Annotated in this window: 13 protein-coding genes; 3 read left to right on the forward strand and 10 right to left on the reverse strand. The window is 47.7% G+C overall.

The features are described 5' to 3' along the window. Positions 1-11 precede the first annotated feature (11 nt). Both K7G97_RS09385 and K7G97_RS09390 read right to left on the reverse strand, forming a co-directional pair. Complete coding sequence (locus K7G97_RS09385) at positions 12-2027, reverse strand: Na+/H+ antiporter (RefSeq protein ID WP_223040424.1); 2016 nt, start codon at positions 2025-2027, stop codon at positions 12-14. A gap of 56 nt (positions 2028-2083) precedes the next feature. Next, entirely contained in the window at positions 2084-2992 is a 909-nt protein-coding gene (locus K7G97_RS09390) for a helix-turn-helix transcriptional regulator (protein ID WP_223040425.1), read from the reverse strand. 83 nt (positions 2993-3075) lie between these two features. Between K7G97_RS09390 and K7G97_RS09395 the strand changes: the two genes are divergently transcribed. Further along, complete coding sequence (locus K7G97_RS09395) at positions 3076-3600, forward strand: dihydrofolate reductase family protein (RefSeq protein ID WP_075642452.1); 525 nt, start codon at positions 3076-3078, stop codon at positions 3598-3600. Between the two features lie 50 nt (positions 3601-3650). Here the strand turns inward: K7G97_RS09395 and K7G97_RS09400 are convergent, their stop codons facing one another. The 5 genes from K7G97_RS09400 to K7G97_RS09420 all read right to left on the reverse strand — a co-directional run bounded on the left by K7G97_RS09400 (position 3651) and on the right by K7G97_RS09420 (position 7342). Then, the gene (locus tag K7G97_RS09400; protein WP_035397077.1) at positions 3651-4871 is read right to left on the reverse strand and encodes a cation:proton antiporter; all 1221 of its coding nucleotides are present in this window, start codon (positions 4869-4871) and stop codon (positions 3651-3653) included. A gap of 3 nt (positions 4872-4874) precedes the next feature. Further along, on the reverse strand, positions 4875-5375 hold the full coding sequence (locus tag K7G97_RS09405; protein ID WP_023468484.1) for a cation:proton antiporter regulatory subunit: 501 nt from the start codon (positions 5373-5375) through the stop codon (positions 4875-4877). A gap of 24 nt (positions 5376-5399) precedes the next feature. Further along, positions 5400-5618 carry an AbrB/MazE/SpoVT family DNA-binding domain-containing protein gene (locus tag K7G97_RS09410; RefSeq protein WP_023468485.1) on the reverse strand — a complete coding sequence of 73 codons (219 nt, stop codon included), beginning with the start codon at positions 5616-5618 and terminating at the stop codon, positions 5400-5402. A gap of 527 nt (positions 5619-6145) precedes the next feature. Further along, positions 6146-6769, reverse strand: coding sequence for a zinc dependent phospholipase C family protein (locus K7G97_RS09415; RefSeq protein ID WP_223040426.1), 624 nt, complete (start codon positions 6767-6769; stop codon positions 6146-6148). A 3-nt stretch (positions 6770-6772) separates the two neighbouring features. Then, complete coding sequence (locus tag K7G97_RS09420) at positions 6773-7342, reverse strand: GNAT family N-acetyltransferase (RefSeq protein ID WP_223040427.1); 570 nt, start codon at positions 7340-7342, stop codon at positions 6773-6775. A gap of 130 nt (positions 7343-7472) precedes the next feature. On the opposite strand from K7G97_RS09420, the gene K7G97_RS09425 reads away from it, so the two are divergent. Further along, positions 7473-8684 (forward strand): MFS transporter, encoded by a 1212-nt coding sequence (locus tag K7G97_RS09425; protein WP_223040428.1) that lies wholly within the window; start codon positions 7473-7475, stop codon positions 8682-8684. Between the two features lie 16 nt (positions 8685-8700). On the opposite strand, the gene K7G97_RS09430 is transcribed toward K7G97_RS09425, so the two are convergent. The 3 genes from K7G97_RS09430 to K7G97_RS09440 all read right to left on the reverse strand — a co-directional run bounded on the left by K7G97_RS09430 (position 8701) and on the right by K7G97_RS09440 (position 12744). Beyond that, positions 8701-9258, reverse strand: coding sequence for a ribonuclease FAU-1 family protein (locus tag K7G97_RS09430; protein ID WP_223040429.1), 558 nt, complete (start codon positions 9256-9258; stop codon positions 8701-8703). A 104-nt stretch (positions 9259-9362) separates the two neighbouring features. Next, the gene (gene bglA, locus K7G97_RS09435) at positions 9363-10820 is read right to left on the reverse strand and encodes a 6-phospho-beta-glucosidase BglA (RefSeq protein WP_223040430.1); all 1458 of its coding nucleotides are present in this window, start codon (positions 10818-10820) and stop codon (positions 9363-9365) included. A gap of 31 nt (positions 10821-10851) precedes the next feature. Beyond that, positions 10852-12744 carry a beta-glucoside-specific PTS transporter subunit IIABC gene (locus K7G97_RS09440; RefSeq protein WP_223040431.1) on the reverse strand — a complete coding sequence of 631 codons (1893 nt, stop codon included), beginning with the start codon at positions 12742-12744 and terminating at the stop codon, positions 10852-10854. A 164-nt stretch (positions 12745-12908) separates the two neighbouring features. Between K7G97_RS09440 and K7G97_RS09445 the strand changes: the two genes are divergently transcribed. Next, complete coding sequence (locus tag K7G97_RS09445) at positions 12909-13619, forward strand: GntR family transcriptional regulator (RefSeq protein WP_223040432.1); 711 nt, start codon at positions 12909-12911, stop codon at positions 13617-13619. Positions 13620-13624: the final 5 nt, after the last annotated feature.

Genomic DNA, 13624 nt, shown 5'->3' on the forward strand with positions numbered 1-13624 from the left:
TTTGATAAACATTATTCAACGTATTCGTAGAGGACGACACTCTCGATGTAGTGAATGAAGCGGCGTAGTTCCTTCTCCTCTTCGTTCGAGAGATCGCCTTCTTTTGACATATTAGCGATTTCAAGACGCTGAACTTCGATCGCTTTCAAGCAAAGTTCTTCTTTTTGCTGATCGACGTCCTTCCCGCCAATCGGTGACGACCAGCGCGTATGTTTGAAGCGAAGTCGTTTATAGAACTCCAACACGCTTTGAACGACGTCTGGCGGATACGATGAACGGCAATTCTCGAGACGTTCGATGACTGTGCCCATCACCTTTTCATATAGTTCATGCTCGACTTGCGTCATTTGAATCAACGCGTCAGACGACATATTCGATCGTTTCCGTTTCCACCAAAGTTTACGAATCGGTTGGACGATCTGGAAGCGCGAATCCTTCCCGATCGCCTTACGACGGTTTTCGATTGAGCGGAAGACATCCTTCTTCAATAAATCCGGTACCTTGTGTTCAGCAACGAAGCGTTTCGATTCTTCCTTCTCCCACTGAACGGCTTCAAGACGTAGGGCTTTTAATTGATCATTGAACTGGTTTAGTTCTTCCTGACTTTTCTCCTGCGCTCGCAGTAATCGAAGCATGACATGATATTCATTGAGAAGATCAAACGCAACGACTGCATTGTCTTCGTCCGTCACTTGTTTGATCTCTGAGATCGCCCGGCGAATCATTCGTTGTTTTTGGGCGTTCAAGTCGAGTGCAATCGGTGTTGACGCTTCGCCCCGGTTTAAAACCGGTAAGAGAATCGTCGCAAGAACGAGCGTATAGATGATGACACCCGCTGCAAGGAAGATGATCAACGAGCGTTCAGGGAAGGCTTCACCGGACTCCGTCAGGAATGGTAATGATAACACCCCGACCATCGTGATCGTTCCGCGAACACCGACCAGTGTCGTAATCAAATCTTGCTTAAAGGACGGTCGACGGTGTTCCCGGTCCTCTTTTTTGAAGAACCGATGATCAAACCAATTGAAGAACATCGTCCAGACGAGACGGATCGCGAGAATGAATGATCCAATCTCGATGACATATAACATGAGACGCCAGTTGTTGATCGCGTCATCTGCGAAAATCTCGCGTGTCGCTTCTGGCAACGTCAAACCAAGCAATAAGAAAATGATCCCGTTTAGCGTATACGCAATCATCGTCCAGATGTTATCTGTCAACGTCTGCTCTTGCGCAAAGAACGTTTCTGTTCGTTCTTTGATCAAGGCATGCAAGATACCACCCGTGACGACGGCGATGACGCCTGAAGCATGAAATCCTTCTTCAGCAACGAAGAAAATGATAAATGGTGTCAGGATTTGCAGCAAGGCATAAAAGACGACGTCTTCAATACCCGCCCGGCGCAAGCGAACCTTGAGAAAGTTCATCGCGAGCGAAATTAACAATCCAATCAACGCTCCAACGAAGAACATATAAAAGAATTCTGTCGTCGCACTCTGAATCGAGAAATAACCCGTGACGACAGCAGCAACCGCATAACTAAACGCAACGAGTCCCGATGCGTCATTAATCAACGATTCTCCGCGAACGAGCGTCAGAATCTGTTCTGGAATCTGGACACGTTTCGCGATCCCGTTGACGGCAATCGGATCCGTCGGCGATAAAATCGCAGCCAAAGCAAACGCAGCAGCGACTGGAATGACCGGAATCAACCAGTTGATGAAGTACCCTCCGACGATCGTCGTCAACAAGACGAGGATGATTGCGTTCCCGAAGATCGCTGTCCGCATCCGCCATAAATCTTCTCGTGGGAAGTGAGAGCTATCGTTATAAAGTAACGGTGCGATGAATAAGAGGAGGAACCACTCGGATTCGACCTCGATCGTCAAACCACTCATTAGGAGAGCGGCGACGGTTCCGGCAATGATTTGAATCAAAGCCGTTGGGATGAAACGGATGTAATGTCCGATGACTTGCGTCAATAAAATAAGAGCAAGCATCAATAAAATCAATGATAGTGTTTCCATGGAAGACCCCTTCCTCTATTGTTTCTTTCTACCTATATCCTAACATAGTTTTTTAATCAATCCTGTCCGAGTGCCTTATCGGATCGTTGCACAGCAATCATTTCTTCTGCTTGCTGAATCAACTGCTCCCGGAGTTCGAGTGGTTCAAGCACTCGCACTTCCGGACCCAGTCGCATCAATTGGCGTCCGAGATACGACAGTTCGGTTTCCGGAACCAACCATGTTCGTTCCGACTTAATCGGTAAAATCCCCTCTAGTAACCGTTCGCCTAATGGTGATACTTCCAGTTTCACCGTCGTCATCGGTAGACGTGTCATATCTTGTTCCAAATCTGAAAAAGTTAACTCCGTTGCTGGCAACTCATGAAGCGTCACGTCTTTGATCCGATCAACACGGAACTGGCGATACCCTCGATTCGTCTGTCCATAGAAGTACCAGCGATTCTGTTCGAACGATAAACCAATCGGATCTACGACGATCATGCGTCGTCCTTTTGTCGTCTCATAGAGAATATTCCCCATCCGTCCGCTCTCTAACAAGTCGAGTAACGCAGGATTTTGCGGCGACGGTGGTGTATCAACCGCTTGAAAGCGAAAGCGGTCTTTCCATTTTACGATCTGTTGCTCCGTCATTTTCGGTAACTCGTTCGCATAGCGTTCAGCGACTTCCTGACGAATCGTTCCGAATGGAAAATCAGGAATCTGACTAATCCATTCCAGAAGGATGAAGAAGACAATCGTCTCTTCATCCGTCAAAACGAGTGGCGGCATGTTCCGATGTGGCAACATCCGGTACCCCCCTGCTACGCCAGGTTCGCTGTAGATTGGATAACCATTTGCTTCAAGTACCGTCATGTCTCGTTGAATTGTCCGGATCGACACCTGACATTCTTCCGCGAGCATCCTTGCAGAGAAGTGTTCGCCCCGGTTTAACAAGCGTACTAAACGCCATTGTCTCGTATTCATACAGTTCCTCCTATAATGACGACATCTTTTGTCGTCATTATACGCTAAGATGAAGTCACACGATGCAAAAGGAGGAATTATGGATGTCACAACCTACGACCGTTCTTTATATCGCTTGTAGTCTTGACGGGAAAATTGCCAGACTCGATGGTTCACTTGATTGGTTATTTGCCGTTGCCGGAGACGGGGATAATGGTTATCAAGCGTTCTATGATCAAGTCGGTGCCGTCATCATGGGACGAAAAACATATGATGAGGTCCTGCAACTCAGCGAGACATACCCTTACGCAGATATTCCGAGTTATATCTATAGCCGGACGCAACGAACGTCTGAGACGGTCACCTATACGGATGAACCGCTCGATCAACTGCTTGACCGGATTTCGCCAACGATCGAAGGTAACGTTTGGCTGATCGGTGGTGGCGAGTTGATTCAAGAAGCGTTGCGCTTAAAGCGCATCCGCTCGATTGAACTGGCGATCGCCCCTGTCATCCTTGGAACAGGTATCCCGCTGTTTCCGGAAGGGACGAATGAAACGAATCTTCGTTTGACAGCGAGTCGCCATTCGGGACAATTCCTGATGGCGACGTATGAAGTCTTGACTTAAAACAACAACAACCGGTTCGGGAAAGCGAACCGGTTGTTCGTTTATATCAGTCAGGCATTTTTCTTCGTCTTTTTCTCTTTTGGTTCCGTCCACTTGAAGATTTTATTCATGACGTTGTAAATCCGTTTTGATTCCTTCGTCATCAACGGTCCGAGGATGGCGAGAATCAAGACGTACAAGGCTGAGAATGGTGACAAGATGTCCATCAACCCACCAGCGATTCCGAGATTCGCGACGATGATCGAGAATTCCCCACGCGAGACGATCGTCAAGCCGATGTTCGAGGATGCTTTGTGTGACAAACCTGCTTTACGTCCCGCAATCATACCAGCCACATAGTTCCCGATGATCGTGATGACGACGGCACCAAGTGCGAGCCAGACGGCGTCAAGTAACATCGTCGGATCGATGCTCAATCCGAAACTGAAGAAGAAGATCGCACCGAAGAAATCACGGAATGGTACGACGAGATGTTCAATCCGCTCTCCTTGATCGGTTTCCGAGAAGACGAGACCGAGTAACAACGCCCCGATCGCTTCTGCAACATGAATCGTTTCCGAGAATCCGGCGATGAAGAACAAGGCAGCAAAGACGACGATGATGAAAACTTCATCCGAGGCGATCTTTAGCATCTTATTCAAAAGCGGTGTTGCCTTCCGAGCGACGATGAAGAACAGCAACATATAGCCGAGGGCGATCAAGATTGAGGTAAGGGACGCAAGTAACGTCGTCCCACCGCCGAGAAGCAGTCCCGATAAGACCGACAAGTAGACCGCGAGGAAAATGTCCTCGAACATGATGATTCCAAGAATCAATTCCGTCTCCGTGTTACCGGTCCGGCGGAGATCAACGAGGACTTTCGCCACGATCGCACTCGAGGAGATCGTAATGATTCCGGCGATGACGAGTACTTCATAGAGTGGGAATCCGGCGATGAATCCGTATAAGAGACCACCGGTAAAGTTAATCGATAAATAAATCGTTCCACTCGTGACAATCGATTTTCCGGACCGGATCAACTTACCGATCGAAAACTCGAGCCCGAGATAGAATAAGAGGAACAGGACACCGATTCGTCCGAGGAAACTGATGAATTCAGCACTTTCAATGAACTTGAAGTCTAGTATCCCGATTGTCGGAGCGTGCGGTCCAACAATCATCCCGAGAATGATTAGAAACGGGATGATCGAGAAATTGAGTCTGTTCGCGAGCACTGCCGCGATCGCCACTAAGATAAGCGCGGTACCGACTTCAAATATGAGATGATCCATATATTATCCGCCTCCTTCGATTGAGAATAATGCTTTCGTGATGTGACGGACGTTTTGACGTTCTCCTGACAGGACAATCGTATCTCCCGCTTCAAGTCGCGTTTCTGGTCCAGGATTTAACGATTTCGAACGGTCATGTTTAAGCACTGCAATGATCGAGATGTCATATTGGTTACGGACATCGAGTTCACCAATCGTTCGATTGTTGACCTTTGAATCCTGACCGACTTTGAACCACTCGATGACGAGATCATCAAACGCCAGTTCAATTTTTTCAAGATCCTTTGGCTTATAAGATAATCCTCCGAGAATCCCTGCCATCTGACGAGCTTCTGCATCATTGAACGTCACGCTCGAGATGCTCTCATCAAAATCATCGTCATCGTAGTGATGCATCTCGCGTCGTCCGTCGTCATGGACGATGACGACCACCTTATCTCCTCGTGTCGTGATGCCTTCGAACTTCCGTCCGATTCCTGGTAAATCTACTTCTCGCATATCCATCTGTTATTTCCTCCTTTTTTGTTTTTACAAATGATGATTCGCTTTGTGGATGAGCGTCTTGAACGTCTCATCGCTCAATATATCTTGAAGGTCATGCAGCTGTTTCAAATCCGCTTTCGCCATGATGACAAACCCGTCCTCCTCAATGAATGCCACGCGATCTCCTTCCTCCACTTGCAAGGCCTGCCGAATTTTTTTAGGGATGGTGATCTGTCCTTTTGACGTTAACTTTGATAGCTCCATCACGAACTTCCTTCTTTCTGTGTTTTTTCTTGTATTCCTTACTTCCTTACTTTTCTTATTTCCAATATAGCATACATTTAAACTTATTCCGAGTATTTTGCTTTGAATTAAAATTAAAAAATCGATTTTCTTTTTGTTCAACCATATTCATACGATTATTTTCAAGACATCTTACAATAAACATAGAAAAACGCATCCTAGTCTAAATGGATGCGTTCTTCGTCTTATTGTTATTCGGAGGTGATTTTATGTCGCAATTATTTTTAATTGCGTTTGTAATCTATATTTTATCGTTGAATGTGGCAGCGATCTATCTTATCTACAAACGACTTATTTCTTCTATTCTCGCTGGTTTAGCAATTTTTTTCTTCATTCTTTCTGTCAGTTCGACCGTTATCGTATTTTTTCTATTTCTCACACCATTTACGGACTGGTTCACAGGTATAGGAAATTTATTAAGTATCATTTGGATTGGTCTGTTGAACGGATGCTGCTACATCTTATTCGGAATCGTTAGATGGATCAATTCAATGATTCGGAGATGATTCTTTGGCTGGATTAATCTTTAGCCCTTTTTCACCTAGGTGATGGATGGACCGTTCAATCGCTGTTTCGATGTATCCGTCCAATTGATGAGGCAACAAGATATCATATTCTTGTGGCAAAACGGTTCGTCGATCTTCCTCTACTTCTCTAATGAAATGCGGAAGTGCTTTCCATCTCGACTGCACACTCACTTCATGAAGCGCTCCGTTGATCGCTTGTTCATTCCAGTTCACGAACGGAGCGATGCGTGTATTGTACCGCCTAAAATCATCATGATATCTTGAACCGATCGAGGCGTCGGATATGATCGCTTGCCGCAACCAGGTCATATAAAAGCCGCGTAACCAAATATCGTCCGCTATCAGATGGACGTAATAGCCACTTCGAAAAGATGGATCCCAAGACGTCGAGTCTCTCCAAAATGCTTCGTAGTCAATTGCTCGTGTCCCGTTCGCTAATTCACCCGTATAATAGTGGGCTTGCTCCTTCTCGTCATAGCGCGCATCAGGAGCGATCGTACCAAGAAGAAATCCAGCGGGGTCTAGTTCCGGAAGTAACGTAATCAATCGTTGTCCGATGTAGGCATGCATCAGTCGTGAACCCATCGCTTACTTCCCTTCGTAATCGCTACGCGTGATCGCGTAAATTTTTAAGTCCCAGAAACGCTCTTTAACGAATAAAGCACTCCGCGAGATCCCTTCAAACGTCATACCGATCTTTTCCATGACACGAGCGGACCCATCATTCGCAACAAAACAACGTGCTTGAATGCGCTCGAGTCCGAGTGTCTCAAAACCGTACTGTACAAGACGCGCTGCTGCTTCCGGCATCAAACCCTTCCCCCAGTACTCGCGCGACAACGCATAACCGAGTTCTGCTTGCTGTTGTTCAAACGAGACTTTGATGAAATCAATCGTCCCGATGACTCGTCCGCTCGTTTTGTCTTCGATTGCCCATGGTGCCGGATTTCCTTGTTCGTATTGGCGAAGGATGTGATCGACGAATTGCTCAGAGTCCGTGAGGCTTTGATGCGCATGCCAGCTGACATAACGCGCCGTCTCTTCATCTTTCGTATAGGCATAGATATCTGCTGCATCTTCTGTGCGAACCGGTCGCAAACGGAGTCGTTCCGTTTCAAGTACAGGCAAAGCTTGATATAAATCGATGGTCGTTAACATGATCGAACCCTTCTTCCTTTGATTTTTTCCAAGTATACCCACTCTTCCATAAAAAGTATAGAGATATACGAAAACGTTATCAGAATTTTCTGGTATACTATTGGAAAATGATGTAAGAAAGGGTGTTGTCATGTCTTCTCGGGAACGAACGCTCTTAAGTGCGCTCGGTATTTCACAGTTTGGTGACTTCATTTATCTCGTTGCGATCAACGTATATATCTATCGCTTGACCAGCTCAGCGTCAGCCGTTGCTGCGCTGTGGATCATCAGTCCGGTCGTCTCTCTCGTCATCAAGTCGTTCGCAGGAAGTTGGGTCGACCGATCCGACTTACGTCGACTGTTGATTCAGACTGATTTGTTGCGTGCTTTCTTAATCGGTATCATGCCATTTTTACCACTATCGTTGCTTTACATCGACTTGATCGCCTTAGCCATTATCAAAGCGGTCGTTGAACCGGCAACGTTGACCTACATCACGACGCTTGTTCCGCAAAACGACAGGACGTCGTTTAATGCCTATCGTAGTCTGATCACGTCAGGTGCCTTTTTGATTGGTCCTGCTCTCGCTGGAGGACTGCTCTATGTTGCTTCTGCCGACGTTGCCATTTGGCTCAACGCTGTCTCGTTTCTCGGATCAGCTGTCCTGCTGATGCGCTTGCCGCGTTTTACCGCTTCGGTCGAACGAGGGATGCGGCTGCAAGACATTATATCCGATTGGCGGCTTGTCTATCAGTTCAGCAAAAGTGCACGTTACGTGACCGGATTATACATCCTCGCGATGCTGATGATGATCGCGACACTTGCACTTGATACGCAAGAAGTCGTCTTTTTACAGCGAAGCATCGGCTTATCGGAAACTGATTATGGTTTACTAATGAGTCTGACTGGGATCGGTTCCGTCGCCGGCAGCTGGGTCGTCGCCCGCTACGCCAAAACACTCTCCGTTCGGATGATGCTGACGATCGGCTATGTGTTCGTCGCGGTCGGTTACATGCTCTATGCGAGTGCGAATTCGTTTTCAATCGTCTGTACCGGTTTCTTGTTACTCGGTTGTTTCCACGCATTTGCGGGGACCGGTTTCCTAACGTTCCAACAGACGAATATCCCACTTCACTTAATGGGACGCTTTACGAGTCTATACGGAGTCGGCGTCAGTCTGCTACAGATTCTAGCAATCGTCAGCATCGGTCTGATTGGTGATATCTGGTCGATTCGCTTCAGTACGATTCTATTTGCCTGCCTCCTCGTGATCGTGACGATCTGTTTTCTCGGATTGATTCTCCTCCCGCGCAAGCAACGGTACTTTACGACAAACGAAGTTAAAGCAGAGCGACACGCCTAAAAAACAGGGAACCCCGTCAACGCGGTGTTCCCTGTTTAAGTTGCTGTTCTAACCGTTTTTTCATTACTTCGGCATGTGCGACGAGATGAAAAGATCCATCTTGTAGTTGTTTTTGCAGTCGCTTCGCTTCTACCCAAGCGAGCGCATATTCCGCTTCTGAGACAATCCCTTGCTCACGTGCTGCTTCCAGTTCGTCTGTGTCGACTAACAAAACTTGTTCCGATGGCAAGGCGATCAGATCGAGAAACAAATCCTCCCAGTAAATACGTTCGTCCTCCACTCCAGTACGAAGACAGATATCGATATAGGTTTGTACCAACTGACCTGTGGCGTCAAACATCGAGGTCACGGCATGGTGAGCATCACTTGGGAATTGTTGTACCCAAACGTAACCAGCGTCAGCGATTCGAATCGTTTCGTCACCATAACGGACATCTAACGGTGAAGCGACTTCAATCAGTTGAAGAAGTGTCACATGTCCTTTGAACACTTCGTTTTCTACCTGTTCATGAACATAGTGTCGTTGTGTGATGCGACGCCAGTCATGTCGATCGGCATAGCGTTTTTTGATCATTTACCGGTCCCCCGTTTTTTCCTTAGTGTGCCACACCCCTCTTCTTTTTCATTCTAATTCTTTAAAAAAAGAGGCAACGGATTTTTCCGTTACCCCTTACTTCATCATTTGGCCGTCTCTGAACCGTGTAACGCAGCACCGTTTGTCTCGATAACGTGACGGTACCAATCGAACGAGTCTTTTTTCATCCGTTCCATTGATCCGTTGCCCTCGTTATCCCGGTCAACATAGATCATGCCGTAGCGTTTTTTCATTTCACCAGTCGTAAAGGAGACGATGTCGATGACGCCCCACGGCGTGTAGCCAATCAATTCGACGCCATCTTCGAGTACGGCGGCTTTGAACGCTTCGATATGCGCACGCAAGTAATCGATTCGTGCCGTATCGTGAATCTGACCATCCTCGATTGTATCGATTGCACCAAAACCGTTCTCGACGATGAACAACGGAATCTGGTAGCGATCGTATAGACGATTCATCGCATAGCGCAGACCAACCGGATCAATCGCCCAGCCCCAGTCGCTCGACTGGATGTATGGGTTCTCGACACCATTCGCGAGACCACCGTTGACGATGTTACCTGTATTATTGACGACAGCATCATGTTTGACGGTCGTCGACATGTAGTAACTGAATCCAAGATAGTCGACCGTTCCGTTTCGCAAGATTTCTGCGTCACCGTCTAGGATCGGAATATCATACCCTTCCCGTTTGAACTCATTCAACGCATAAGACGGGTAGTAGCCGCGGACTTGGACGTCCGGGAAGAAATAGCGCTGACGCATCGATGTCTCAGCGAGCAGAATGTCTTCCGGATGCGATGAGTACGGATAGATCGGTACGTGCGAGACCATCGCTCCAATCTGGAAGTCCGGATTGATCGCTTTCCCTTTTGCGACGGCAAGTGCACTCGCGAGTAACTCATGGTGTCCCGTTTGATACATGACTTCCATCGCGTTCTCTTTCGGATCGAGGAGGACACCGGAATTCGTCCAGAGGAATAATGGATTGCTGACGTCCATCTTGTTGTTAATCTCATTGAACGTCATCCAGTACTTAACCTTGTCTTTGTAACGCGTGAAACAGACTTCCGCAAATTTTTCGAAGAACAGCGCTACTTTCCGGTTGCGGAATCCACCGTATTCACGTGCGAGATGGAGTGGCATCTCAAAGTGCGACAGCGTGATGATCGGTTCGATGCCGTATTTCAATAATTCGTCGAAGACGTCATCATAAAACTTCAGTCCTTCTTCGTTCGGTTCCGCTTCGTCTCCGTTTGGGAAAATCCGACTCCAACCGATTGACGTCCGGAGACATTTCAGTCCCATCTCAGCGAACAGGGCAATATCTTCTTTATAACGGTGATAGAAATCAATCGCCTCGTGGTTCGGATAAAATTCATTCTCCTCTACTTGATCCGTGATGCGTCGTGCGACGCCGTGTGCTCCTGCCGTCAATACATCAACGACGCTCGGTCCTTTCCCACCAGCATTCCAGCCACCTTCGAATTGATGCGCCGCTAACGCACCACCCCATAAGAAATCGTTTGGTAATGTCTTCATCTTCATGTCCTCCTTCTTTTTCTCTTTTCTCTTACTTGATGATCGTCAAAATCTGTGTATTTGCCGTCGTGACCGTCTCGTCCGTCGGTAAGATTTGCGCATAACTCTGCGTGTTCGTAATGATGATTGGTGTGATCGTCTCGAGTCCATGCGTCTCAATCTCTGTCGCATCAAACGTCACGAGGAGATCACCTGTCGTCACCGCCTCACCTTCTTTGACGTGAAGTGTAAACGGTTTGCCGTCGAGCGTCACCGTCTCAAGACCGACATGAATCAAGACTTCAACACCACTCGTCGACCGTAATCCGATCGCATGACCTGACGGAGCGACCATGACGACGGTCCCGTCAAACGGGGCCGTGACCCGGTTGTTCGTCGGACGAATCGCTATCCCTTGTCCCATCGCACCGGATGCAAAGACAGGATCCGGTACATCCGATAAGGCAACGATTTTTCCTTCAAGTGGTGCGCGAAGCACCTCTTCGTTTGTCAGCGTAGCGCTGACTTCTTGTTTTGCAACTGGTGTCGCTGTACTTGCAGGTGCTACGACCGGAGCAGCCTGCTCCCCGAAGCCGAACACTTGAATCAAGACGATCGGTAGAATCAAGGCAATTACCGTTCCGATCAATAAGCCGATGATCGACGATGGATAGTCGGAGTCGATGCCGTTGACGAGCGTCAATGGTCCCGGTAATCCAGCATAGGCAAAGTAATATGGTTTAAAGAAACTTGCCGTGACAGCACCGATTGCTCCGGAGATACAGCCATAGATGAACGGTTTCTTAAAGCGGAGCGTCACCCCATAGATAGCCGGTTCCGTGATACCGAAGATACCTGTCAGACCGGCCGAGACCCCCACTTTTTTCGTTTCTTTGTTGCGTGCTTTCAAGATGACTCCGATGACGGCACCGATTTGGGCGATGACGGCAATCGTTTGGTAGGCCTGGAACGAGTCGCGTCCATATTGCTCGAAGTTCGCGAGCACCATCGGCGTGACACCCCAGTGGACACCGAAGATGACGATGACTTGCCAGAAGCCACCGATGATGAGACCAGCAATCGCAGGAGCATTCTCTGCTAAATAGTTATACCCGTTTGCGATCCCCTCTGCACCCAGTGTCGTGATCGGTCCGATCAAGAGAATCGTAAGCGGCACCATCAACACCATGCTGAAGAACGGGACGAACAACGGACGGACGACTTCATGGATCGTCTTGTTCAAGAATCGCTCGACATAAGACAGAATCCAGACGAGGAATAATGGCGGTAAGACCGATGACGTATACGTCGTCCCGGATAATGCGATTCCTAAAAACGTGATGGATTCACCAGCCGTGATGCGTGCTGCGATATCTGACCATGTTGGACTGACCAGTGCCGCACTACAAGCGACCGCGATGAAGGCGTTGACCTTAAAATGATTCGCTGCCGTGATAGCAATGAAGATCGGCAAGAACGTAAACGGTGCCCATGAGATGAAGCTGAAGACTTCATAAGTACCCGTCTTCGCAAATGCTGGAAAAGCGAGCGTCGTCAAAATCAAAGTTCCCTGCAGAATCCCCGCTGCAGCTAAGATGTAGACGAACGGTGCAAAGACCGCTGACATCGTCGCAATGATTCGGTTGAGGACCGTCCCTTTCGGCGCCTCTTCCGTTTCCGATTGTTCCAAATCGACGAGCTTCAAAAATTCTTGATGGACTTCCCCGACGTGTTGACCAATGACGACTTGAAACTGCCCGCCAGACTCAACGACCGTAATGACGCCAGGTAATGCACTGACTGTTTCCTTAGCTGACGAATCCGATCGTTTCAAAACAAGACGAAGTCGTGTGGCACATCGGACGGCGCTGATGACGTTGTCTTCTCCCCCGACAGCTTCTAAAATCGAATGCGCCAATTGTTGATAATCGCGAACCTTGCCCATATCGTGTACCTCCCCTGAATATGACGATTGAATACCCTTTCATTTTAATTGTACATGCACAATTAATCAATACATAAATAATTGAATTTAACATGTTATTAATCAAGAGAAGGCTTATGCTATACTGAAGAAAGAAAAAAGTTCGCAAGAAAAGAAGGTGTCCTATGCTGAAATACCAACAGACAGCCGATGAAATCGAACGGTACATAGAACAACATGAGTTGAAACAAGGGGACAAACTACCGATTCTCGAAGAGTTGATCCGGCAGTTCGCCGTCAGTAAGACGACGATGACAAAATCACTTGAGTTACTTGAACGAAAAGGAATCATCTTTCAAGTCCGTGGAAGCGGGATTTTTGTCCGGAAGACGAATCGCACTGGCTACATTCGCCTGTTCTCGACCCAAGGATTCAAGCAGAATCTCGTCGGTCATACGATCGAGTCGACTGTTCTCGCACTTGAATCAATTGCTGCAACCGATAACATCGCGAAGAATCTCGGGATCGAGGAAGGTGAGACGATTTATTACGTCAAGCGAATCCGCTACATCGACGGCAAGATCCTCTGTCTCGAAGAGTCTTACTATCGTCAATCGATCGTTCCGTACTTAAATCGTGAAATCGTCGAGCAGTCGATCTTCGAATACTTAGAGACGGCACTCCAATTGAATATTGGGTTCTCGGATATGTATATGCACGTCGGGAAGTTAAGCGCTGAGTCGGCTCGTCATCTGGGTCTCACCGAGGGCGATCCTGGATTAACGATTGAGACAGTATTTCATTTGACGAACGGTCGTCCGTTCGACTATTCCGTCATCACATACCACTATGAACATTCGCATTTCGTCGTTCAGGCAAATGGGCTATATTTATGAGGAAC

This window comes from Exiguobacterium acetylicum (assembly GCF_019890935.1).
Taxonomy (GTDB): domain Bacteria; phylum Bacillota; class Bacilli; order Exiguobacteriales; family Exiguobacteriaceae; genus Exiguobacterium_A; species Exiguobacterium_A abrahamii.